The 21,907-nt window shown below is 67.9% G+C and carries 18 protein-coding genes; 14 read left to right on the top strand and 4 right to left on the bottom strand.

The window, feature by feature from the left end; translation table 11 throughout:
• Nucleotides 1-55: 55 nt before the first annotated feature.
• The 3 genes from gph to ompA form a co-directional block, all read right to left on the bottom strand.
• A complete protein-coding gene (gph, locus tag VF536_RS08865) occupies nucleotides 56-844 on the bottom strand; it encodes a phosphoglycolate phosphatase (RefSeq protein WP_331614464.1) in 789 nt (262 codons plus the stop codon).
• Entirely contained in the window at nucleotides 841-1,542 is a 702-nt protein-coding gene (gene ubiG / locus VF536_RS08860) for a bifunctional 2-polyprenyl-6-hydroxyphenol methylase/3-demethylubiquinol 3-O-methyltransferase UbiG (RefSeq protein WP_331614461.1), read from the bottom strand. The genes gph and ubiG overlap by 4 nt, the downstream gene beginning before the upstream one ends.
• Before the next feature lie 171 nt (nucleotides 1,543-1,713).
• The gene (gene ompA / locus VF536_RS08855) at nucleotides 1,714-2,367 is read right to left on the bottom strand and encodes an outer membrane protein OmpA (RefSeq protein WP_331614460.1); all 654 of its coding nucleotides are present in this window, start codon (nucleotides 2,365-2,367) and stop codon (nucleotides 1,714-1,716) included.
• Between the two features lie 259 nt (nucleotides 2,368-2,626).
• On the opposite strand from ompA, the gene gyrA reads away from it, so the two are divergent.
• From gyrA to VF536_RS08795, 12 genes are all read left to right on the top strand, one after another.
• Nucleotides 2,627-5,314 carry a DNA gyrase subunit A gene (gene gyrA / locus VF536_RS08850; protein WP_331614459.1) on the top strand — a complete coding sequence of 896 codons (2,688 nt, stop codon included), beginning with the start codon at nucleotides 2,627-2,629 and terminating at the stop codon, nucleotides 5,312-5,314.
• Nucleotides 5,315-5,316: 2 nt separating this feature from the next.
• Nucleotides 5,317-5,943, top strand: coding sequence for a DUF2059 domain-containing protein (locus tag VF536_RS08845; RefSeq protein WP_331614458.1), 627 nt, complete (start codon nucleotides 5,317-5,319; stop codon nucleotides 5,941-5,943).
• A 109-nt stretch (nucleotides 5,944-6,052) separates the two neighbouring features.
• A complete protein-coding gene (gene serC, locus VF536_RS08840; protein WP_331614456.1) occupies nucleotides 6,053-7,180 on the top strand; it encodes a 3-phosphoserine/phosphohydroxythreonine transaminase in 1,128 nt (375 codons plus the stop codon).
• Nucleotides 7,173-8,324 carry a prephenate dehydratase gene (gene pheA, locus VF536_RS08835; RefSeq protein ID WP_331614455.1) on the top strand — a complete coding sequence of 384 codons (1,152 nt, stop codon included), beginning with the start codon at nucleotides 7,173-7,175 and terminating at the stop codon, nucleotides 8,322-8,324. Before serC ends, pheA begins: the two co-directional genes overlap by 8 nt.
• A gap of 33 nt (nucleotides 8,325-8,357) precedes the next feature.
• Nucleotides 8,358-9,245 carry a prephenate dehydrogenase gene (locus tag VF536_RS08830; protein WP_331614454.1) on the top strand — a complete coding sequence of 296 codons (888 nt, stop codon included), beginning with the start codon at nucleotides 8,358-8,360 and terminating at the stop codon, nucleotides 9,243-9,245.
• Between the two features lie 75 nt (nucleotides 9,246-9,320).
• Nucleotides 9,321-11,342 (top strand): bifunctional 3-phosphoshikimate 1-carboxyvinyltransferase/cytidylate kinase, encoded by a 2,022-nt coding sequence (locus VF536_RS08825; protein ID WP_331614453.1) that lies wholly within the window; start codon nucleotides 9,321-9,323, stop codon nucleotides 11,340-11,342.
• A 223-nt stretch (nucleotides 11,343-11,565) separates the two neighbouring features.
• Nucleotides 11,566-13,251, top strand: a complete 1,686-nt coding sequence (gene rpsA / locus VF536_RS08820; protein WP_331614465.1) for a 30S ribosomal protein S1 — start codon at nucleotides 11,566-11,568, stop codon at nucleotides 13,249-13,251.
• A 174-nt stretch (nucleotides 13,252-13,425) separates the two neighbouring features.
• The gene (locus tag VF536_RS08815) at nucleotides 13,426-13,740 is read left to right on the top strand and encodes an integration host factor subunit beta (protein WP_088403971.1); all 315 of its coding nucleotides are present in this window, start codon (nucleotides 13,426-13,428) and stop codon (nucleotides 13,738-13,740) included.
• 150 nt (nucleotides 13,741-13,890) lie between these two features.
• Complete coding sequence (locus tag VF536_RS08810) at nucleotides 13,891-14,190, top strand: LapA family protein (RefSeq protein ID WP_331614452.1); 300 nt, start codon at nucleotides 13,891-13,893, stop codon at nucleotides 14,188-14,190.
• Entirely contained in the window at nucleotides 14,180-15,337 is a 1,158-nt protein-coding gene (gene lapB / locus VF536_RS08805) for a lipopolysaccharide assembly protein LapB (protein WP_331614451.1), read from the top strand. Before VF536_RS08810 ends, lapB begins: the two co-directional genes overlap by 11 nt.
• Before the next feature lie 19 nt (nucleotides 15,338-15,356).
• Nucleotides 15,357-16,127: a glycosyltransferase gene (locus tag VF536_RS08800; RefSeq protein WP_331614450.1), complete on the top strand. Its 771-nt coding sequence runs from the start codon at nucleotides 15,357-15,359 to the stop codon at nucleotides 16,125-16,127.
• 10 nt (nucleotides 16,128-16,137) lie between these two features.
• Complete coding sequence (locus tag VF536_RS08795) at nucleotides 16,138-17,205, top strand: glycosyltransferase family 2 protein (RefSeq protein WP_331614448.1); 1,068 nt, start codon at nucleotides 16,138-16,140, stop codon at nucleotides 17,203-17,205.
• Between the two features lie 64 nt (nucleotides 17,206-17,269).
• Here the strand turns inward: VF536_RS08795 and VF536_RS08790 are convergent, their stop codons facing one another.
• A complete protein-coding gene (locus VF536_RS08790; protein ID WP_331614447.1) occupies nucleotides 17,270-18,403 on the bottom strand; it encodes a glycosyltransferase in 1,134 nt (377 codons plus the stop codon).
• 229 nt (nucleotides 18,404-18,632) lie between these two features.
• Between VF536_RS08790 and glf the strand changes: the two genes are divergently transcribed.
• Entirely contained in the window at nucleotides 18,633-19,736 is a 1,104-nt protein-coding gene (glf, locus tag VF536_RS08785) for a UDP-galactopyranose mutase (protein WP_331614446.1), read from the top strand.
• A 186-nt stretch (nucleotides 19,737-19,922) separates the two neighbouring features.
• The gene (locus VF536_RS08780; RefSeq protein ID WP_331614445.1) at nucleotides 19,923-21,848 is read left to right on the top strand and encodes an ATP-binding cassette domain-containing protein; all 1,926 of its coding nucleotides are present in this window, start codon (nucleotides 19,923-19,925) and stop codon (nucleotides 21,846-21,848) included.
• The last annotated feature ends 59 nt before the right edge of the window (nucleotides 21,849-21,907 follow it).

The following is a 21,907-nucleotide window of genomic DNA, read 5'->3' as shown; positions in this document are numbered from 1 at the left end:
GAAACCAGGTCGGCCCCAGAGAGAGAAGTCTCACATTATGCCTGCCGCCCGGACTTCAAGAGCCCGATCTCGACAAGTTCATCAAAGAGTCTTCAAAGACTGCTTTTGAAGTTCGACAGGCGTGTGGATGGGCGCTCAGCGCGACGCCCGCAGCCACTCGACCAGTTCCGAGGGCGTATCCACCACCACGTCGGCGCCCCAAGGCCTCGATCGGCTCGCCATCGCCGAGGTAGCCCCAACGTACCGCCACCGTCGGCATGCCCGCCGCGCGGCCCGCGAGGATGTCGCGCGCGTCGTCGCCGACGTAGATACATTCGTGCGGGGAAACACCCGCACGCCGCGCTGCTTCCAGCAAGGGCGCCGGATGCGGTTTGCTGTGGGGTGTCGTGTCGCCGCCGACGACCGCGGCGGCTTGCGTTTCCCACCCCAGTCCGCGCGTCAGCGGCAGCGCGAAGCGCTCGGACTTGTTGGTCACGATGCCCCAGCTCAAGCCCTCGTCCAACAGCGCCTGCAGCATCGCTGCGATGCCCTCGAACGGAAAGGTCGCGCGCAGCAAGCGCTGCTCGTAGCGATCGAAGAATTCATCGCGCAGCGCGGGGAACGAACTCTCCATCGGGGACACGCCGAAGGCCACGCCCATCATTCCGCGCGCCCCCGTGCCGACCATCGGCCGCAGGCGCTCGAACGGGACCTCGGGCAGGCCGCGCGCAACGAGCATCTCGTTCGTCGCGCCCGCCAGATCGGGCGCGCTGTCCACCAAGGTGCCGTCCAGATCGAACAGCACCGTCCGGAGGGTCGCGCGCACCGGCACGCCGACCGGTGAATTCAGCATCACCGTGCTCATGCGGGACGTCGGCAGGCCAGCAGGTAGTTCACGTCGGTGTCCGCATTCAGCGCATACCGCTGCGTGAGCGGATTGAAGGTCAGGCCCTTGGCGCCTTGCACTTCCAGACCGGCGTCGCGGCACATCTGCGCCAGCTCCGACGGGCGGATGAAACGCGCGTATTCATGCGTGCCGGCCGGCAGCATGCGCAGCACGTATTCGGCACCGACGATCGCGAAGAGGAAGGACTTGGCGTTGCGGTTCAGCGTCGACAGGAAGACCCATCCGCCCGGCTTCACGAGCTGCCCCAGCGCGGTCACCACCGATGCGGGATCGGGCACGTGCTCCAGCATCTCCATGCAGGTCACGACATCGAAAGACGCCGGACGTTGCGCCGCCAGATCCTCGACCGCGATCTCCTGGTAGGCGACGTTCTCGGTCCCCGCCTCCATCGCGTGCAGCTCCGCCACCCGCAGCGACTTCGTCGCGAGGTCGATGCCCAGGACGTTCGCACCTTTGCGCGCCATCGCATCGGTCAGGATGCCGCCGCCGCAGCCGACGTCCAACGCCGTCTTGCCTTGCAGCCCGCACAAGCCATCGATCCAGTTCAATCTCAATGGATTGATCTGGTGCAGCGGCTTGAATTCACTTTCGGTATCCCACCAGCGGTGGGCCAGCTCGCTGAACTTCTCGAGCTCTTTTGCATCGACATTCGCCATGGGCGCAATGGTAGCCGAGCACAGCGGCGCCACGACCCACATGGCGCAGATTGCCGATGCCATGCACCCTCCCGGGCAACCCCCTCATGACACCGCAATGAAAAAACCCCGCGAGCCTTGCGGCTGGCGGGGTTTGTCGATTGGCGACCGGAGTCGCCAATACGTCGTCGCTTACTTGACGGCGCGGGTACCGACCACTTCGATTTCGACGCGGCGGTTCTTGGCGCGGCCTTCCGCGGTCTTGTTGTCGGCGATGGGCTGCTTCTTGCCCTTGCCTTCGGTGTAGACGCGGTTCTTTTCCAGACCCTTGGTCACCAGGTAAGCCTTGACCGATTCAGCGCGCTGAACCGACAGCTTCTGGTTGTAGGCGTCAGAGCCGATGCCGTCGGTGTGGCCGACAGCAATGATCACTTCCAGGTTGATGCCACCCGTCTTCGAGATCAGGTCGTCCAGCTTGGCCTTCGCTTCAGGCTTCAGGACAGCCTTGTCGAAGTCGAAGAAGGCGTCAGCGGCGTACGTGACCTTCTCGCTCGTGGGAGCGACAGGCACCGGTGCGACCACCGGAGCCGACGGCGTGGCCGTCGGCGTCGGAGCGGTCGGCGCAGTCGGGGTCGCCTGAGCAACCACCGGCTTCAGCGCGCCGTCGCAGTCCTTGGCAGCCGTGGCCGGCGTCCAGAAAGCATCGCGCCAGCACAGCTCGTTCGTACCGTTCTTCCAAACGGTGCCATCCGTAGCGCGCCAGTTATCCACGGTTTGGGCCATAGCGCCCGAGGTGGCGACGGCGGCGACAGCGAAGAGCGCTGCCACGCGGTTCAATTTCTTCATGATTCTCCTCTCAAGGAAAGCCGCAGTTGCCCTGCGAAACGTCCAATGTCGGAACTAAAACCTCAGGAGTCTCCCCGACCAAGGGTTTCTCCTAGGGACGAACCGATTGTGCCATAGGGCAACAGGACGTCTGCATTCTCACGGCAGCCGCGACTTCCGTTCATGAACCTGTTGCAGAAGCACGACAAGCGGGCGCAATTAGAATCACCGTCTTCCGATCTCACCAGAGGCCGCGCACTTCCCTGCGCGCCCCACGCGCATGACCCAGTTCGCCAAGGAAACCCTGCCGATCAGCCTCGAGGAGGAGATGCGCCGCTCCTACCTCGATTACGCGATGAGCGTGATCGTCGGCCGCGCGCTCCCCGACGCCCGCGACGGCCTCAAGCCGGTGCATCGCCGCGTGCTGTTCGCGATGCACGAGCTGAACAACGACTGGAACCGGCCCTACAAGAAGTCGGCCCGTATCGTCGGCGACGTCATCGGTAAATACCACCCGCACGGCGACAGCGCGGTGTACGACACCATCGTCCGCCTGGCCCAGGACTTCTCGCTGCGCCACATGCTGGTGGACGGCCAGGGCAATTTCGGCTCGATCGACGGCGACAACGCCGCGGCGATGCGATACACCGAAATCCGGCTGTCGAAAATCGCCCATGAAATGCTGGCCGATATCGACAAGGAAACCGTCGATTACGGCCCGAACTACGATGGCAGCGAGAAAGAACCGCTGGTATTGCCGGCCCGCCTGCCGAATCTGCTGATCAACGGCTCGTCCGGTATTGCGGTCGGCATGGCGACGAATATCCCGCCGCACAACCTCAACGAATCGGTCGACGCCTGCCTGCACGCGCTGAAGAATCCGGACTGCTCGATCGACGAGCTGATGGAGATCATCCCGGCGCCGGACTTCCCGACCTCCGGGATCATCTACGGCCTGAGCGGCGTGCGCGAGGGCTACCGCACCGGCCGCGGCAAGGTCGTGATGCGCGCCAAGGTCCATTTCGAGGACATCGACCGCGGCCAGCGCCAGGCGATCATCGTCGACGAGATCCCCTACCAGGTGAACAAGAAGACCCTGCTCGAGCGCATCGCCGAGCTGGTCCAGGAAAAGAAGATCGAGGGCATCAGCCACATCCAGGACGAGTCCGACAAGGACGGGATGCGCGTGGTCATCGAGCTCAAGCGCGGCGAGGTCCCGGAAGTCGTCCTGAACAACCTGTACAAGCAGACGCAGCTGCAGGACAGCTTCGGCATGAACATGGTGGCACTGATCGACGGTCAGCCCAAGCTGTGCAACCTGAAGGACCTGATCACGGTCTTCCTGGAGCACCGCCGCGAGGTCGTCACCCGCCGTACCGTCTTCGAACTGCGCAAGGCCCGCGAGCGCGGCCACGTGCTGGAAGGCCTGGCGGTCGCGCTGGCCAACATCGACGACTTCATCGAGATCATCAAGCGCAGCCCCAGCCCGCCGGTCGCCAAGGCCGAGCTGATGGCCCGCGCCTGGGATTCGTCGCTGGTGCGCGAGATGCTGTCGCGCGCCGAGACCGAAGCCGCCGGCGGCCGCAACGCCTACCGGCCGGAAGGGCTGCCCGCGCAGTACGGCATGCAGGACGATGGCCTGTACAAGCTGTCGGACGACCAGGCCGGCGAGATCCTGCAGATGCGCCTGCAACGCCTGACCGGGCTGGAGCAGGACAAGATCGTCGGCGAATACCGCGACGTGATGGCGCAGATCGCCGACCTGCTCGACATCCTGGCCACGCCCGCCCGCGTGACCACCATCATCGGCGACGAGCTGACCTCGGTGCGCCAGGAGTTCGGCCAGACCAAGCTGGGCGCGCGCCGCAGCGTGATCGAGCACAACGCGCAGGAACTCGGCACCGAGGACCTGATCACGCCGACCGACATGGTGGTGACGCTCTCGCACACCGGGTACATCAAGAGCCAGGCGCTCAGCGAGTACCGCGCGCAGCGCCGCGGCGGCCGCGGCAAGCAGGCCACCGCCACCAAGGACGACGACTGGATCGACCAGCTCTTCATCGCCAACACGCACGACTGGATGCTGTGCTTCAGCAACCGCGGCCGCGTGTACTGGCTCAAGGTCTGGGAAGTGCCGCAAGGCTCGCGCAATGCGCGCGGCAAGCCGATCGTCAACATGTTCCCGCTGCAGCCGGAAGAGAAGATCAACGTCATCCTGCCGCTGACCGGCGAGTTCCGCACCTTCCCCGAAGACCACTTCATCTTCTTCGCCACCGCGCTGGGCACGGTCAAGAAGACCTCGCTGAAGGACTTCAGCAACCCACGCAAGGCCGGCATCATCTCCGTCGACCTGGACGAGGGCGACTACCTGATCGGCGCCGCGCTGACCGACGGCCAGCATGACGTGATGCTGTTCTCCGACGGCGGCAAGGCGGTGCGCTTCGACGAGGACGACGTCCGCCCGATGGGCCGCCAGGCCCGCGGCGTGCGCGGCATGATGCTCGAGCCCGACCAGCGCCTGATCGCGATGCTGGTGGCCGAGGACGAGACGCAGAGCGTGCTGACCGCCACCGAGAACGGTTACGGCAAGCGCACCAACATCGCCGAGTACACGCGCCACGGTCGCGGTACCAAGGGCATGATCGCCATCCAGCAGAGCGAGCGCAACGGCAAGGTCGTGGCCGCGACGCTGGTCCGCCCCGAGGACGAGATCATGCTGATCACGGACACCGGCGTGCTGGTGCGCACGCGGGTTGCCGAGATCCGCGAGCTGGGACGCGCCACGCAGGGCGTCACGCTGATCTCGCTGGACGAGGGCGCGAAGCTCTCGGGCCTGCAGCGCATCGTGGAAAACGATGCGGTTGAATCGACAGAATCGACCGATGCGGACGCCACCGGCGCCGACGGTTCCGATGCCGGCGACGCCACGGGCGGCGCAGGCGACTCCACCCCCGACGTGAAGGAATGACCTTGTTGCTGAAGTCCATCCAAGCCGGCGCCATCGCCGCCTCGCTGCTGGCGAGCCCCGTCGTCTTCGCACAGAAGGCCGACAGCCCGCAGTCCAAGAAGGACGTCATCGCGAAGATCCTCAAGATCCAGCAGCCCGCGATCGAGGCGCTGACCATGGGCGTGCTGAGCCGCCCGGTCAATGAACTCGCCGCCAAGGCCGCCCCGGCGCTGCGCAACGTGCCGGAAGCCAAGCGCGAAGCCACCGCCAAGCAGATCGACGCCGACCTGCGCAAGTTCATGGAGGACAACGCCAAGCCGCTGGTCGACAAGGGCCTGAAGCTGGCCCCGACGACGATGGGCGTGGCGCTGGACGAGAAGTTCACCGAGGACGAGCTCAAGCAGTTGCTGGCCTGGCTCGAATCGCCGGTGAGCAAGAAGTTCGCCGAGTCCTCGCAGGAGCTGCAGAGCCTGTTCACGAAGAAGCTGATCGACGACAACGGCAAGCAGCTCGACGACAAGTTCATCGCGCTGCAGCAGAACATCGCCAAGCAGCTCGGCCTGGAAGCCGGACCGCCGCCCGCGGGCTCGGCCTCCGCCCCGAAGCTGAACACCAACAAGCCGGCGACCTCGCCGACGCCGAAGAAGTAAGTTCCGACCCGCGGTTCGGCGAGGGTTCCTCACCTTCGCCGAACCGCTGTTTCGCGCCTTTTTCGAGTCTTTCCCGCACCCTCTTACCCGCGACCCTCCACCGCGCCCCATGCAAGCAGTCCGCCCGTTCAACTTTTCCGCCGGTCCCGCCGCCCTCCCCCAGGAGGTCCTGAGCCTGGTCGCGGAGGAGATGCTCGACTGGCACGGCTCCGGCATGAGCGTCATGGAGATGAGCCATCGCGGCCGCGAATTCATCTCGATCTACGAAGCCGCCGAAGCCGACCTGCGCGAGCTGCTGCAGGTCCCGGCGAACTTCCGCATCCTGTTCATGCAGGGCGGCGGCCTGGGCGAGAACGCCATCCTGCCGCTGAACCTGTCGCGCGGCGGTGCCGTCGACGTCGTCGTCACCGGCTCCTGGTCCAAGAAGAGCGCGGGCGAAGCGAAGCGCTACGCCGACGTCCGGATCGCCGCCAACGCTGCCGAGCTGGAGAACGCCGGCGGCCGTTACCTCGACATCCCCGATCCGTCGACCTGGCAGCTCCGCAAGGACGCCGCCTACGTCCACGTCTGCACCAACGAGACCATCGACGGCGTCGAATTCCAGACCTTGCCCGATCTCCGCGCGCTGGGCATCGATGCGCCGCTGGCGATCGATTTCTCGTCGCACGTCGCCTCCCGCGCGGTCGACTGGTCCCGCGTCGGCATCGCCTTCGCCGGCGCCCAGAAGAACATCGGCCCGGCCGGCCTGACGCTGGTGATCGTGCGCGAGGACCTGCTGGGCCATGCGCTGCCGATCTGCCCGTCCGCCTTCGACTACAAGATCGTGGCCGAGGCCCAGTCGATGTACAACACGCCGCCGACCTTCGGCATCTACGTCGCCGGCCTGGTCTTCCAATGGCTCAAGCGTTTCGAGTACGCCGGCAAGACCGGCCTCGCGGCGATCGAGCAGCGCAACATCGACAAGGCCGCCCTGCTCTATCAGGCGCTGGACGGCTCCTCGCTCTACGAGAACCGCGTGGCGGCGCGTTGCCGCTCGCGGATGAACGTCCCTTTCTTCCTCCGCGACGAGCGTCTGAACGACGCCTTCCTGGCCGGCGCCAGGGAACGCGGACTGCTGCAACTCAAAGGCCACAAGTCGGTGGGCGGCATGCGGGCATCGATCTACAACGCGATGCCGCTGGAGGGCGTTCAAGCCCTGGTGAGCCACCTCCAAGACTTCGAGACCCGACATGGCTGACACGCCGACCCCTTCCACGCCGATCGAGCCGGCCGGCGCCCCGGTGCCGCCCGCGCCGGTGGCCGACCCCGAACTGCTCGCGCTGCGCGACCAGATCGACGCGCTCGACTCGCAGCTGCTGACGCTGCTGAACCAGCGCGCCCATGTCGCCGAACAGGTCGGCGAGATCAAGCGCCGCGACGGCACGCCCTTCTTCCGTCCCGACCGCGTCGCGCAGGTCATCGCCAAGATCAAGGGCGCCAATCCCGGGCCGCTCAAGGGCGAACACGTCGCCGCGATCTGGCGCGAGATCATGTCCGCCTGCCTGGCGCTCGAATCGCCGCAGCGCGTCGCCGTGCTGGGCCCGTTCGGCACCTTCTGCGAGCAGGCCGCCATCGAGTACTTCGGCGGCGCCGCCGACCTCATCTACTGCAACAGCTTCGACGAGGTCTTCCACGCGACCGCCTCCGGCAGCGCGCAGTACGGCGTCGTCGGCGTCGAGAACATGACCGAGGGCGTGGTGACACGCTCGCTCGACCTGTTCCTGCACACGCCCACGCACGTCGTCGGCGAGGTCAGCCTGCTGATCCGCCACAACCTGCTGCGCAAGGAGAACACGCTCGAGGGCATCGAGGCCGTGCTGGCCCACCCGCAGGCACTGGCGCAGTGCCAGAACTGGCTGTCCAAGCACCTGCCCAACGCCGAGCGCCGCGCCGTCTCCAGCAACGCCGAGGGCGCCCGCCTGGCCGCCCAGGATCCGACCCTCGCCGCCATCGCCAGCGAGCGCGCGGCCACGCTCTTCGGCCTGCACATCACCGCGCACGCGGTGCAGGACGAGGCCTACAACCGTACCCGTTTCGCCGTGATCTGCCTGCCGCAGACCATGGCCACCCCCCCGGCCACGGGGCGGGATTGCACCAGCCTCATCGTCTCCGTGGCGAACCGCCCCGGCGCGATGCATGATCTGCTGGTTCCCTTGAAGAAGCATGGCGTGTCGATGACGCGCCTGGAATCGCGCCCGGCCCGCACCGGTCAGTGGGAGTACTACTTCTACATCGACCTGGACGGCCACCCGTCGCAGCCGCACGTCGCGGCCGCGCTGGCGGAGTTGCGGGAGCTGTGCGCGTTCTACAAGGTCATCGGCGCCTACCCGCTGAAGTCCTGAAGCTGAAGTCCTGAGCGAAAGAGGTTTCTCGCGATGTACAACCAACTCGGCGTGATCGGTTGCGGCCTGATGGGCGGATCGTTTGCGCTGGCCATGAAGAAAGCCGGCCTCGTGCGCCGGGTGGTGGGCTACAGCAAGAGCCCGTCGACGACCGAGACCGCCCGTCGCATGGGCGTGATCGACATCGCCGCGGAATCGGCGCTGCTGGCCGTCTCCGGCTCGGACATCGTGCTGCTGGCCGTGCCGGTGGCCGCCACCGAGTCGACGCTCAAGGCGATCCGCCACCTCGTGCGCGCGGACGTGCTGCTGATGGACGTGGGCTCGACCAAGGGCGACGTCGTCGACGCGGCCAAGCGCGCGCTGGGCAAGCAGTTCTCGAGCTTCGTGCCCGCGCACCCGATCGCCGGCAAGGAAAGCGCCGGCGTGCAGCATGCCGACGCGGCGCTGTACCAGGGTCGCCAGGTCATCCTGACGCCGCTGGAACAGACCAAGCCGGAGATGGTGCAGAAGGCGACGGACGTCTGGTCGGCGCTGGGCTGCCAGGTGCTCAAGATGGCGCCGCACCACCACGACGAGGCTTTCGCCGCGGTCAGCCACCTGCCGCACCTGCTCGCCTACGCGTACTTCAGCTCGGTGCAGAAGCAGCCGTCGGGCCGCGACTTCCTGAGCCTGGCCGGTCCCGGTTTCCGCGACTTCACCCGCATCGCCGCCAGCGACCCGACGATCTGGCGCGACATCCTGGTGGCCAACAAGCAGGACCTGCTGACGCAATCGCAGCGCTTCCGCGAAGTGCTGGACCAGATGGAGCAGGCCATCCGCGAGGGCGACGCCCACGCGCTGGAGGCCATGATCCGCCAGGCCTCCGAAGGCCGCGCGCAGTGGCAGCTCGGTGCGCCCGCGCCGTCGTCGAAGTCCAAGTAGCGCCTCTTCCTAGCGCCTCTTCCCAAAGCCTCCCCCCCTTCCCCGCCGGCACGCCGCACGTGCCTGGACCGCGCCATGTACAAGATCCCCTTCCTGGACCTGCCCCCGCTGCGCGGCGCCGCCGGCACCGTGTCGCTGCCCGGCTCCAAGAGCATCTCCAACCGGGTGCTGCTGCTGGCCGGCCTGTCCGACGGCGTCACGCGCGTCCACGACCTGCTGGACTCGGACGACACCAAGGTCATGCTCGCCGCGCTGCGCGAGCTGGGCTGCCGGCTGGAGACCGGTGCCGACGGCGTGCTGTCGGTGACGGGCATCGGCGGGGCGCTGCGGACGAAGGAGGCCAAGCTCTTCCTGGGCAACGCCGGCACGGCCATGCGTCCGTTGACGGCCGCACTCGCCCTGCTGGCCGCGACGCAGGGCGGCAGCTTCGAACTCTCCGGCGTGCCCCGCATGCATGAGCGGCCGATCGGCGATCTGGTCGACGCGCTGCGCGCGCTGGGCTGCCCGATCGACTGCCTCGGCCAGGAAGGCTATCCGCCGCTGCGCCTGAACGGCCCGGCGCCGCTGACCCTGGCCGCGCCCGTGCGCGTGCGCGGTGACGTGTCCAGCCAGTTCCTGACCGCGCTGCTCCTGGCGCTGCCGCTGGTCGCCGCGAACGATGTCGTCATCGAAGTCACCGGCGAGCTGATCTCCAAGCCCTACGTCCACATCACGCTGGAACTGCTCGCGCGTTTCGGCGTGAACGTCCGCCGCGACGACGACTGGCAGCGCTTCGTGATCCCCGCCGGCAGCCGCTACCGTTCGCCCGGCGAGGTGCACGTCGAGGGCGACGCGTCGTCGGCGTCCTACTTCGTCGCGCTCGGCGCGATCGCGGCGACCGACGCGCCCGTGCGCATCGAAGGCGTGGGCTCGACCTCCGTGCAGGGCGACGTCCGCTTCGTCGAGGCGGCGCAGGCGATGGGCGCGCGCGTCGAGATCGGCCCGAACTGGCTCGAGGTCCGCCGCGGCACCTGGCCGCTGAAGGCGCTGGACCTCGACTGCAACCACATCCCCGACGCCGCGATGACGCTGGCCGTGATGGCGCTCTACGCCGACGGCCCGACGACGCTTCGCAACATCGCCTCCTGGCGCGTGAAGGAAACCGACCGCATCGCTGCGATGGCGGCGGAACTGGGCAAGCTCGGCGCGCAGGTCGAGGAAGGCCCCGACTGGCTGCGCGTTCATCCGCTGAAGGCCTGGAAGCCGGCCGCCATCCACACCTACGACGACCACCGCGTAGCGATGTGCTTCTCGCTGGCAGCCTTCAACGGCCTGCAGGACGACCGCCAGGGACCGGCGGTGCCGGTGCGCATCCTCGATCCGCAATGCGTCGCCAAGACCTTCCCCGACTACTTCGAGACGCTGTTCGGCGTCGTCCGGGCGGACGTGGCCGACATCCCCGTCATCACCATCGACGGCCCGACCGCCTCCGGCAAGGGCACGCTGACCGACGAGGTCGCCCAGGCGCTGGGCTACGACGTGCTGGACTCCGGCGCGCTGTATCGCGTGACCGGCCTGGCCGCCTCGCGCAAGGGGATCGACCTGAACGACGGCGATGCCGTGGCCGCCGTGGTCCCGACGCTGGACCTGAAGTTCGAATCCGGCCGCGTGCTGCTCGACGACGAGGACGTCTCCGGCGATCTGCGCCAGGAAGCGACCGGCCTGATGGCCTCGCAGGTCGGCGCCCATCCGGCGGTGCGCCGCGCGCTGCACCAGCTGCAGCTGGACTTCCGCCGCCTGCCCGGCCTGGTCGCCGACGGGCGCGACATGGGCACCGCGATCTTCCCCGCGGCACCGCTCAAGGTCTTCCTCACCGCCAGCGCCGCGACGCGGGCGGAGCGGCGCCACAAGCAATTGATTTCCAAGGGAATTCCGGCTAATATCGAGGGCTTGCGCGCTGATCTTGAAGCGCGGGACGCTCGCGACAAGGGTCGCAGTGCGTCGCCGCTTCAGGCCGCCGCGGACGCGATCGAGCTGGACAACTCGCAGCAGACCATCGGGGAATCCCGTGATCTGGTGCTGAGCTGGTGGAACGAACGGCGTCCGTTCAAGGCCTGACCCTCACGGGTCCTGATCTCAAGTCGGGATCTGCCGCAAGACAGGAGCGTCACCCCTCCCTCCGGACGTCAGTCCACTGGGGGTGACGCGTTCTACAACCTAACCCGCAAGTCCGCTTGCAACACACGCCCGCGCACCTCTCGGATCAGGCTGCCTGAATCGCTCTTCAGCGCTCAAGCCGCCGGACGCTCTGTGCCTGGCAAGGAAATCTCACATGTCCCAAATGGAATCTTTCGCCGCCCTGTTCGAGGAATCGCTGCAGAAGTCGAACATGCGCGCCGGCGAGGTCATCTCGGCTGAAGTCGTCCGCATCGAGCACAACTTCGTCGTGGTGAATGCCGGCCTGAAGTCGGAAGCCTACGTGCCGGTCGAGGAATTCAAGAACGACCAGGGCGAAGTCGAAGTCCAAGTCGGCGATTTCATCTCGGTGGCGATCGACGCCATCGAAAACGGCTACGGCGACACCATCCTGTCGCGCGACAAGGCCAAGCGCCTGGCTTCGTGGCTGTCGCTGGAAACCGCCCTGGAATCGGGCGATTTCGTCACCGGCACCGTCTCCGGCAAGGTCAAGGGCGGCCTGACCGTCCTGGTCAACGGCATCCGCGCCTTCCTGCCCGGTTCGCTGCTCGACACCCGCCCGGTGAAGGACATGAGCCCGTTCGAGGGCAAGACCATGGAGTTCAAGGTCATCAAGCTGGACCGCAAGCGCAACAACGTTGTGCTGTCGCGTCGCGCGGTGGTCGAGGCTTCGATGGGTGAAGAGCGCGCCAAGCTGCTGGAAACGCTGACCGAAGGCGCCATCGTCAACGGCGTGGTCAAGAACATCACCGAATACGGTGCGTTCGTGGACCTGGGCGGCATCGACGGCCTGTTGCACATCACCGACATGGCCTGGCGCCGTGTCCGTCACCCGAGCGAAGTGGTGACGGTCGGTCAGGAACTGACCGCCAAGGTCCTGAAGTTCGACGCCGAGAAGAACCGCGTCTCGCTGGGCCTGAAGCAGCTGGGCGACGACCCGTGGTTCGGCGTGTCGCGCCGCTACCCGGCCAACACCCGCCTGTTCGGCAAGGTCACGAACATCGCCGACTACGGCGCGTTCGTCGAGATCGAACCCGGCATCGAAGGCCTGGTGCACGTCTCCGAAATGGACTGGACCAACAAGAACGTCGCGCCTTCCAAGGTCGTCTCGCTGGGCGACGAAGTGGAAGTCATGGTCCTGGAGATCGACGAAGACAAGCGTCGCATCTCGCTGGGCATGAAGCAGTGCCGCGCCAACCCGTGGGAAGAGTTCGCCGAGAACGTCAAGCGCGGCGACCGCGTCAAGGGCCCGATCAAGTCGATCACCGACTTCGGCGTGTTCGTGGGCCTGGCCCAGGGCATCGACGGCCTGGTGCACCTGTCCGACCTGTCGTGGAACGAGCCGGGTGAAACCGCCGTCCGCAACTACAAGAAGGGCCAGGAAGTCGACGCCATCGTTCTGGCCGTGGACGTCGAGCGCGAGCGCATCTCGCTGGGCATCAAGCAGCTGGACGGCGATCCGTTCACGACCTTCGTCTCGGTCAACGACCGCGGCATGATCGTGACCGGCAAGGTCAAGACCGTCGACGCCCGTGGCGCCGAGATCGACCTGGGCGAGGAAGTCACCGGCTACCTGCGTGCTTCGGAAATCGGCCGCGACCGCGTGGAAGATGCCCGCAACGTGCTGAAGGAAGGCGACGAAGTCTCCGCCGTGATCGTCAACGTCGACCGCAAGTCGCGCAGCATCCAGCTGTCGATCAAGGCCAAGGACAGCGCCGACGAGCAGCAAGCCATGCAGCGTCTGTCGCAGACGAACGAGCGTGAAAACGCCGGCACGACCAGCCTGGGCGCCCTGCTGCGCGCCAAGCTGGACAACCAGAACAACGGCTGATTGTCTTGACCACCGGGCGTGGCGCGCGAGCGTCACACCCGGTCTCAAGAGAATCCCTTGTTCTGGCGGGAGGCGGGCTGAGTTAGCCTGCTTTCCCAGACGCCAATTCGACGCACAAGCGCTTCGACAGGCTCGCTCCGCAGCGAGCCTGTTTTTCTTCAGATGCCGACGACCATGACCCGATCCGACCTGGTGGCCCACTTGTCCGAGCGCTTCGGCCAGCTCACGCAACGAGACACCGAGTTCGCGGTCAAGACCATCCTGGACGCGATGTCCGACGCGCTGGCCCGTGGCCACCGCATCGAGATCCGCGGTTTCGGGAGTTTCTCGATCAACCGTCGCCCCCCGCGCATGGGCCGCAACCCGCGCAGCGGCGAGCAGGTGCTGATCCCCGAGAAGCTGGTGCCCCACTTCAAGCCGGGCAAGGCCCTGCGCGAAGCCGTGGACGCGCAACTGCCCGTCACGGACGAGGACCAGCAGGCCGCCTGAGCGGGCGCCCTCCGGGAACCGCACACCCAGACTGAAGGCGTCGCGATCCGCGGCGCTTTTTTTTCGTCCTGGGTTGCTCAATGTATTCAGGGGTTAACTCGCCCTGCCATCCGTCATGGCGTACTCCGCACGCGCCTAGAATCGCCCCCCATGCGAATCCTGGTCTGGCTCTTCCGAGCATTCCTGTTCTTCTGTCTCTTCGCCTTCGCGCTGAACAACAGCCAGGAGGTCGTCGTGCACTGGTTCTTCGGCCAGTCGTGGCGGTCTCCGCTGGTGATCGTGGTGCTGCTGACCTTCGGGTTGGGCTGCGCCTTCGGCGTGCTGGCGATGGTCCCGGCCTGGTGGCGCCACAAGCGCGCCGCCGCGCGGTCGCTGCCTCCGGCGGACGACCTGCCCCCCGCTTCGGCGACCGCGACCGCCAACGACCCCAAGATCCCCGATGGAATTTGATCTCAGCTGGCTGCTGATCGGCGTGCCCCTGGTCTTCGGACTGGGCTGGCTGGCCTCCAAGCTGGACGCGCGCCAATGGAAGCGCGAACAGCGCGACGCGCCGCGCGCCTACTTCAAGGGCTTGAACCTGCTGCTCAACGAGCAGCAGGACAAGGCCATCGACGCTTTCATCGAAGCGGTGCAGGCCGATCCCGACACGTCGGAGCTGCATTTCGCGCTGGGCAACCTGTTCCGCCGCCGCGGCGAATACGAACGCGCCGTGCGGGTGCATCAGCATCTGCTCTCGCGCGGCGACCTGCCGAAGTCCGAGCGCGACCGCGCGCAGTACGCGCTGGCGCAGGACTTCTTCAAGGCCGGGCTGTTCGACCGCGCCGAGTCCGCCTACGAGGCGCTCAAGGGCACGGCCTTCGACCACGACGCGGCGCTGGCACTGCTGTCGCTGTACGAGCGCTCGCGCGAGTGGGCGAAGGCGGCCGAGGTGTCGGAGCAGCTCGAGGCGACCGGCACCGGCAGCTTCGCGAGCCGCATCGCCAACTACTGGTGCGAGCTGGCGCTCGAGGCCCAGGCCCGTCAGGACGAGCCGCAGGCGCGTCGCTGGCTGGACCAAGCCCGCGAGCGCGCGCCGCAATCGGCGCGGGCCTACGTGCTGCTGGGCCAGATGCTGGCGCGCCAGGGTGACCAGGCCGGCGCCATGGGTCTCTACGGCGAACTGCTGCGGGCCAATCCAGACGCCTTCAACCTCGTCGCGCGCGACTATGCCCAGGCCGCGCAGGCCACCGGCACAACGGCGCAGGCACTGGCGCTGATCGAGGCCCAGTACCGCCGCCATCCGAGCATGGCGCTGCTGCAGGCCATCGCGCAACTGGAGCCCGCGCCCGACGCGCAGCGCCGCCGCCTGACCGACCACCTGCGCGTCGAGCCGGCCCTGTCGGCCGCGACGCAGCTGCTGCAGCAGAGCCAGGCGCGCCAGCAGCCGCTCAACGACGACGAAGCCCAACTGGTCGGCACCGCGCTGCAGCGCGCCGTGCGCCCGCTGCAGCGCTACCGCTGCGCCGCCTGCGGCTTCGAGTCGCAGCACTACTTCTGGCAATGCCCGGGCTGCCTCAGCTGGGACAGCTACCCTCCCCGTCACGTCGAAGAGCTCTGAGCGCCCGATGACCACCCCGATGAGCTCCGCCCCGGCCACGCCGGTCCCCGCCTCCGGCGACCGCGTCATCCTCTGCATGAAGTGGGGCACCAAGTACGGCCCCGAGTACGTCAACCGCCTCTACGCGATGGTGCGCCGGCACCTGCGCGGGGACTTCCGCTTCGTCTGCCTGACCGACCGCGGCGAAGGGGTGCGGGCCGAAGTCGAATGCCTGCCGATCCCGCCGCTGGACCTGCCGCCCGGCAGCCCGGAGCGCGGCTGGACCAAGCTGACGACCTTCAGCGACGACCTGGTGCAGAAGTACGGCCTGCGCGGCACCGCCCTGTTCCTCGACCTCGACGTCGTGATCGTCGACGACATCACGCCCTTCTTCGAAGAGCCCGGCGAGTTCCTCATCATCCACGACTGGAAGCGCCCCTGGCGCATCACGGGCAACTCCTCGGTCTACCGCTTCACGCTGGGCGCGCACCCCGAGGTGCTGGCCAAGTTCCGGCGCGAGTTCGACACGATCCGGCAGCAGTTCCGCAACGAGCAGGCCTACCTCTCCGACGAGATGCACCGCAAGGGCCTGCTGAAGTACTGGGACGATCGCTGGTGCGCGAGCTTCAAGTACCACAGCATCCCGCGCTGGCCAATGAACTACTTCCAGGCGCCCTTCATCCCCGACGGGGCGCGCATCGTGATCTTCCACGGCGTCATGAACCCGCCCGACGCGCTGGCCGGCCGCAGCAACGGCAACTGGCGCCGCCCGAAACCGGCGGGGTGGATCGCCGACCATTGGCATGAATGAGGGTTCCGAGATGACCGCCTCGTCTCCCACCTCCGCGGACAGCGCCGCCGCCTCGCTCGACACGCCCTGGCTGTCGGTGCTGATCCCCGTCCACAATGTCCGCCCCTATCTCGCGGAGTGCGTCGAATCGGCGATGGCGCAGGCCGGTGCCGGCATCGAGGTCCTGATCGTCGAGGACTGCTCCACCGATGGCTCGGACGCGCTGGTGCGCGAACTCGTCGAACGGTACGCCGGCCACGCCGCGCGGCTGCGGGCGATCTTCCACGAACGCAACCAAGGCATCTCCGGCACGCGCAACACGCTGCTGCGGGAAGCGCACGGCGCGTATTTCTGGTTCCTGGATTCCGACGACTACCTGATGCCGGGTTCGATCCCGGCACTGCGTGCGCTGATCGACCGCGAGGCCCCGGCCATGGTGCTCTGCGACTACCGCATGGTGCGCGAGCACATGACCGCCAAGCATCACCGGCGCGGCGAGCTGCACAAGCGCACCTTCGTCGGTCCCGAGCGGCAGCACCTGACGGACGTCTCGCTGGTGCTGCGCGGCCTGCTGCTGGCGGGTCAGATGCACGTCTGGTCCAAGATCGCGCGGCGCGAGGTCTGGGACGGACTGCGTTTCCCGTTGGGGCGTTATTTCGAGGACATGACGCTCTCGCCGCTGCTGGGCCTGCAGGCCCGGGACACCTGGTACGAGCCGCAGGTGTGGGTCGCGTACCGGCAGCGTGAAGGCTCGATCCTGCACACGCTCAACCTGGACAAGGCGGAACACCTCGCGCACGCGCTGGCGGACCTGCGCGTCGCCGCCCAAGGGCGCCCGCTCGATCACGAGACGCTGTTCGCCTGGGCGCACATCGCGGCGCGCAATTTCATCGGGTCCTCGCGGATGGCGCAGCGCTTCGAGCCCGCGACCTGCGACCGGCGGATCGCCGGCTTCCGGCTGGCGTTCGAGGAAGCGACCCCGATCCCGCTGCGCGATCTCGCCCGCGAATACCTGCGCCGCGGCTGGTGGGTCCGGGCGCTGCGCCTGCGCTATTGGCTGAGACGCGCCGAGAGCCTGCGCACGACTTCCGCCGCCTGAACCCCGCGCACGGGGCGGCACGCCGCGGCCCCACGGCGGGACTGCGGCCGTCCATGGTGCGGGATCAAAGCGCCAGCAGCATGTCCTCGTAGCGCCGCATCATGAGGTCGACGCCGTGCTCCTCGATCGCCCGCGCGCGCGCCGCGGCGCCGAGGCGCCCGGCCAGCGCCGGATCGCGCAGCAGCCGCTCCAGCGCGCCGGCCAAGGCCTCCGGGTCCGCCTCCGGCACCATCAGGCCGGTGCGCCCATCCTCGATCACACCTTCGACGCCAGGCACCAGCGACGCGACGCAGGCGCAACCCGCCGCCATCGCCTCCAGCAACGCCAGCGGCATGCCTTCCCAATGCGTCGACAGCACGAAGATCCGCTGGCTCATCAGCAGGCCCGGGATGTCGCCGTGATGCCCGAGGAAGCGCACCTGCCCTTCCAGCCCGAGTTGACGGGTCAGGCGCTCGGTCGCCCGCCGGTAGGCTTCCTTGCCGCCCCCTGCCAGGTGGAGCACCGGCCGCAAGCCGCGCTCGCGCAGCAGCGCCAGCGCGCGGATCAAGGTCTGAGGATCCTTCTGCCGCGCGAAGCGGGCCGACATCACGATGCCGGGCTCCCGGCCTTCGACCGGGTGATCGTCCGCGGCCGCGAAGCGGTCGAGCCGGATCCCGTTCGGGATCGCCGTCGTTTTCTCTTCCGGCATCCCCAGATCGACCAGGCGTCTGCGGACGCCTTCCGACACGCCGACCAGCCGCGCGCTGACCTCGCTCAGCCGACGCGCCTGGGCGCGTTTCCAACGGGTATAGCGTTCGCGCGAGTTGTGCTCGACCTGCACCAGCACCGGCACGCCGGCAAGGAGCCCGGCACGCCGGCCCAGCAGATGCTCGGGAAAACCGTGCGCCATCAGCACGTCGGGGCGCAGCTGCTCGCAGAGCCGGCGCAGCGCCCAGATCGTGGCCAGGTGCGCCCAGCCCGGCACGACGTACACAAGCAGGCCCTGCTCGCGCAACGACTGGATGCGGGCGAGCTTGGTGGCGTTCTCCGTGCGCATCTTGCGGCGCAGGACCAGGATGGGTTCGATGCGCTCGCTCGCCAGCTGCGCCAGGCACAGATCGACCGCCACCTGCGTGGCGCCGGAGAAGCCGCCGGTCACGAAGTGCAGCACGCGACGGCGCACGGGCGCCGGCGAGGTGCTCGGGGAAATCTCAGACATCGCGGCAGTGTATTCGGGGCACGTTCGGTTACCGGCGCGGTCCGGCCGCGCGCCGGATGCGGTCCGTACGCGGCGGCGCGCCGGCGAGGCGACCCGCAAGAAGGCCCACGAGAAGGCACGCGAGAAGGCCCGTGAAATCTGGGTTGTTCCGGGGAATCCCCCGGACGCCGGCGATCACAATCGCGGGCAACCAAGGACAGACAGGAGACGGCCCGGGCGGGCCCGCACCATGAAGACTGACTACCTGATCGTCGGCGCCGGTTATGCCGGCTCCGTCTGCGCCCGCGAGCTGGCCGACGCCGGCAAGACCGTGGTCCTGATCGACAAGCGCCCGCACATCGGCGGCAACGCCTACGACGAACGCGACGCCCATGGCGTGCTGATCCATCCGTACGGGCCGCACATCTTCCACACCAACTCGAAGAAGGTCTTCGAGTACCTGTCGCGTTTCACCACCTGGCGCTTCTACGAGCACCGCGTGCTGGCGAAGGTCGGCGAGCAGCTGGTGCCCATCCCCATCAACCGCACGACCATCAACACGCTCTACGGCCTGTCGCTGACCGAGGACGAGGTGCAGGGCTACCTCGAGACGGTGCGCGAGCCGCGCGACCCGATCCAGACCAGCGAAGACGTGGTGCTGAACAGCGTCGGCCGCGACCTGTGCGACAAGTTCTTCCGCGGCTACACGCAAAAGCAGTGGGGGCTGGACCTGTCGCAGCTGTCGGCCGGCGTCGCGGCGCGCATCCCCACGCGCAGCAACGACGACGACCGCTACTTCAGCGACACCTTCCAGTTCATGCCGGCGGACGGCTACACCGCGATGTTCGAGCGCCTGCTCGACCATCCGGGCATCACGGTCCGCACCGGCGTCGACTTCCAGGAGGTCCGCGGCGACTTCCCCGGCGCGCACATCATCTACACCGGCCCGATCGACGCCTACTTCGACCACTGCCACGGCGCCCTGCCCTACCGCAGCCTGCGCTTCGACCACGAGCACCTGCCGGCGACCGCGCAGGTCCAGCAGGTGGGCACGGTCAACTACCCGAACGACCACGCCTACACGCGCATCACCGAGTTCAAGCACCTGACCGGCGAGACGCATGCCGGCACGTCCATCGTGCGCGAGTATCCGCAGGCCGAAGGCGACCCCTACTACCCGGTGCCGCGGCCCGAGAACGAGGCGCTGTTCAAGAAGTACGCAGAGATGGGCGAGCAGGCCGAGGGGGTGACCTTCGTCGGCCGGCTGGCGCAGTACCGCTACTACAACATGGACCAGATCGTGGCCGCCGCGCTGAAGACGGCGCAGGACCTGCTGGGCACGCCGGCCCGGTGAGGGAAAGGGTCGTAGCCGGATGAACCGGGCACGCCGGCCCGGTGAGGGAAAGGGTCGTAGCCGGATGAACCGGGCGGGCCGGCTCAGGCCGGGGCGGAGCGGGCCGCGACTCCGGCACAATCCCCGCTTCCTCCCATCGATCCCCTGGCCGGGGCCGGCGCGTCGCGTCCGGCACCGGCCTGCGCCATGACCGACCAAGCCTCCGCCAAAGACACCGATCCGCTCGCTCCCACCGCGAGCCGCCTGTGGCGCTTCATGAAGCCGCACCGCTGGGGCCTGCTGCTGTCGGTGCTCTCCTTCGTGCTGGTCGCGGCGACCGAGCCGCTGATCCCGAAGCTGCTGGGCTACGCGCTCGGCGAGGGCTTCAATGCCAAGCCGGCCACCACCTCGGTCATCGGACTGCCGGCGGCGGCGCCCGCGTCGTCCGCCACGGCGATCGTGTCGGCGGCTTCCACCGCCGCTACCGCCTCTACCGCTTCTACCGTCACCACGGCCTCCGCCGCGTCGTCCGCCTCTTCCGCCGCGCCGTCGATGGCCTCGATCAACCTCGACTACAGCTTCCCGATCTGGATGGTCCCGATCGTGCTGATCGGGCTGTTCGCCATCCGCGGCCTGTTCACCTTCTGCGGCCAGTACCTGCTGAACTGGACCATCTCGCGCACGGTGATGGACATCCGCACCGCGCTGCTGCAGGTCCTGCTGCGCGCCGACGCGCGGGTCTACACCAGCCTGCAGCCCGCCACCGCCGTGACCAAGGTCGTCAACGACCCGCAGCACGTCGTGACGCTGATCGCCGGTTCGCTGGTGACCATCCTGCGCGACGGTCTGCCGGCGCTGGCGCTGATGGGCTACCTGTTCGCGCTGAACTGGAAGCTGACGCTGCTGTCGCTGATCACGGTGCCTGGACTGGCCTTCGTCGTGCGCAAGGTCAACAAGCGGGTCCGGCGCATGGGCACCTGGGCCTATGACGCGCAGCTCCGGCTGGTCTCGGTGATCGAGGACGTCACCCGCGCCTGGCGCGTCGTGCGCAGCTTCGACGCCGCCGGCTACGAGACGCGCCGCTTCGCGGAGCGCGCCCGGGAGGTGCAGCGCAGCATGTTGAAGACGGCGGCCTCCAACGCGATGGCGCAGCCGCTGTCGCAGCTGATGGCCAGCGTCGGCATCTCCATCATCGTCAGCCTGGCGCTGTACCAGTCGCGGGTGAACGGCACCGGCGTGGGCGAGTTCGCCTCGTTCGTCGCGGCGCTGCTGTTCATGAGCTCGCGGCTGCGGCACCTGAGCGACGTGATGCAGCCCATCACCAATGCGCTCGTGGTCGCGCGCGGCTGCATCGGCCTGCTGGACACGCCGGCCGAGCCCGACACCGGCACGCGCGAGCTCACCCACGTGCGCGGCGACATCGCCTTGCAGCAGGTCACGCTGCGTTATCCCGGCGCGAACCGCGACGCGCTCGCCGCATTGAACCTGCACATCCCGGCGGGCAAGACGACGGCGCTGGTGGGCAGCTCGGGCGCGGGCAAGAGCTCGGTGGTCAACCTGCTGCTGGGCTTCGAGCGTCCCGACAGCGGCAGCATCCTGCTGGACGGCGTCGCCATCGACGAACTGACCAAGGCCAACCTGCGGCGCCAGTTCGCGGTCGTGTCCCAGGACATCGTGCTGTTCGACGCCTCGGTGGCCGACAACATCGCCTACGGCCAGGAACGCGACGAGGCGAAGCTGGAGCAGGCGCTGCGTGCCGCGGCGCTGTGGGACTTCGCAGTGGCGCTGCCTGAAGGCCTGGACACGACGGTCGGCGCCAACGGCAGCAAGCTGTCGGGCGGACAACGCCAGCGGCTGGCGATCGCGCGCGCGCTGTACAAGGATGCGCCGGTGTGGATCTTCGACGAGGCGACCTCGGCGCTGGACACCGAGAGCGAACGCGCCGTGCAACAGGCGCTGGAGCAATGGCAGGGTCGCAAGACGCTGATCGTGATCGCCCACCGCCTGTCGACCATCCGTCGCGCCGACTGCATCCAGGTCATGGCTGACGGCCAGGTCATCGAATCCGGCAACCACGACGAACTGGTGGCCAAGGACGGTGTCTACGCCGGCATGGTGAAGGTGCAGCACTGATCGCACGCCCCGACCCTCCTCACCCACCTCGGTCCTCCTCGCCCACCTCGGTCCGAGCC

It is taken from the genome of Roseateles sp. (assembly GCF_036486225.1).
Classification (GTDB): domain Bacteria; phylum Pseudomonadota; class Gammaproteobacteria; order Burkholderiales; family Burkholderiaceae_C; genus Roseateles.
The sequence above is the reverse complement of the archived record's forward strand: the minus strand, read 5'-3'. Positions and strand labels throughout refer to the sequence as shown.

Bases quoted from the DNA above. Each gene is read 5' to 3' on its own strand.
- VF536_RS08815 (WP_088403971.1), top strand. From the start codon at position 13,426: ATGACCCGATCCGACCTGGTGGCCCACTTGTCCGAGCGCTTCGGCCAG.
- VF536_RS08800 (WP_331614450.1), top strand. From the start codon at position 15,357: ATGAGCTCCGCCCCGGCCACGCCGGTCCCCGCCTCCGGCGACCGCGTC.
- rpsA (WP_331614465.1), top strand. From the start codon at position 11,566: ATGGAATCTTTCGCCGCCCTGTTCGAGGAATCGCTGCAGAAGTCGAAC.
- ubiG (WP_331614461.1), bottom strand. From the start codon at position 1,542: ATGGCGAATGTCGATGCAAAAGAGCTCGAGAAGTTCAGCGAGCTGGCC.
- VF536_RS08795 (WP_331614448.1), top strand. From the start codon at position 16,138: ATGACCGCCTCGTCTCCCACCTCCGCGGACAGCGCCGCCGCCTCGCTC.
- VF536_RS08790 (WP_331614447.1), bottom strand. From the start codon at position 18,403: ATGTCTGAGATTTCCCCGAGCACCTCGCCGGCGCCCGTGCGCCGTCGC.
- serC (WP_331614456.1), top strand. From the start codon at position 6,053: ATGCAAGCAGTCCGCCCGTTCAACTTTTCCGCCGGTCCCGCCGCCCTC.
- pheA (WP_331614455.1), top strand. From the start codon at position 7,173: ATGGCTGACACGCCGACCCCTTCCACGCCGATCGAGCCGGCCGGCGCC.
- gph (WP_331614464.1), bottom strand. From the start codon at position 844: ATGAGCACGGTGATGCTGAATTCACCGGTCGGCGTGCCGGTGCGCGCG.
- gyrA (WP_331614459.1), top strand. From the start codon at position 2,627: ATGACCCAGTTCGCCAAGGAAACCCTGCCGATCAGCCTCGAGGAGGAG.
- VF536_RS08825 (WP_331614453.1), top strand. From the start codon at position 9,321: ATGTACAAGATCCCCTTCCTGGACCTGCCCCCGCTGCGCGGCGCCGCC.
- ompA (WP_331614460.1), bottom strand. From the start codon at position 2,367: ATGAAGAAATTGAACCGCGTGGCAGCGCTCTTCGCTGTCGCCGCCGTC.
- glf (WP_331614446.1), top strand. From the start codon at position 18,633: ATGAAGACTGACTACCTGATCGTCGGCGCCGGTTATGCCGGCTCCGTC.
- VF536_RS08810 (WP_331614452.1), top strand. From the start codon at position 13,891: ATGCGAATCCTGGTCTGGCTCTTCCGAGCATTCCTGTTCTTCTGTCTC.
- lapB (WP_331614451.1), top strand. From the start codon at position 14,180: ATGGAATTTGATCTCAGCTGGCTGCTGATCGGCGTGCCCCTGGTCTTC.
- VF536_RS08830 (WP_331614454.1), top strand. From the start codon at position 8,358: ATGTACAACCAACTCGGCGTGATCGGTTGCGGCCTGATGGGCGGATCG.
- VF536_RS08780 (WP_331614445.1), top strand. From the start codon at position 19,923: ATGACCGACCAAGCCTCCGCCAAAGACACCGATCCGCTCGCTCCCACC.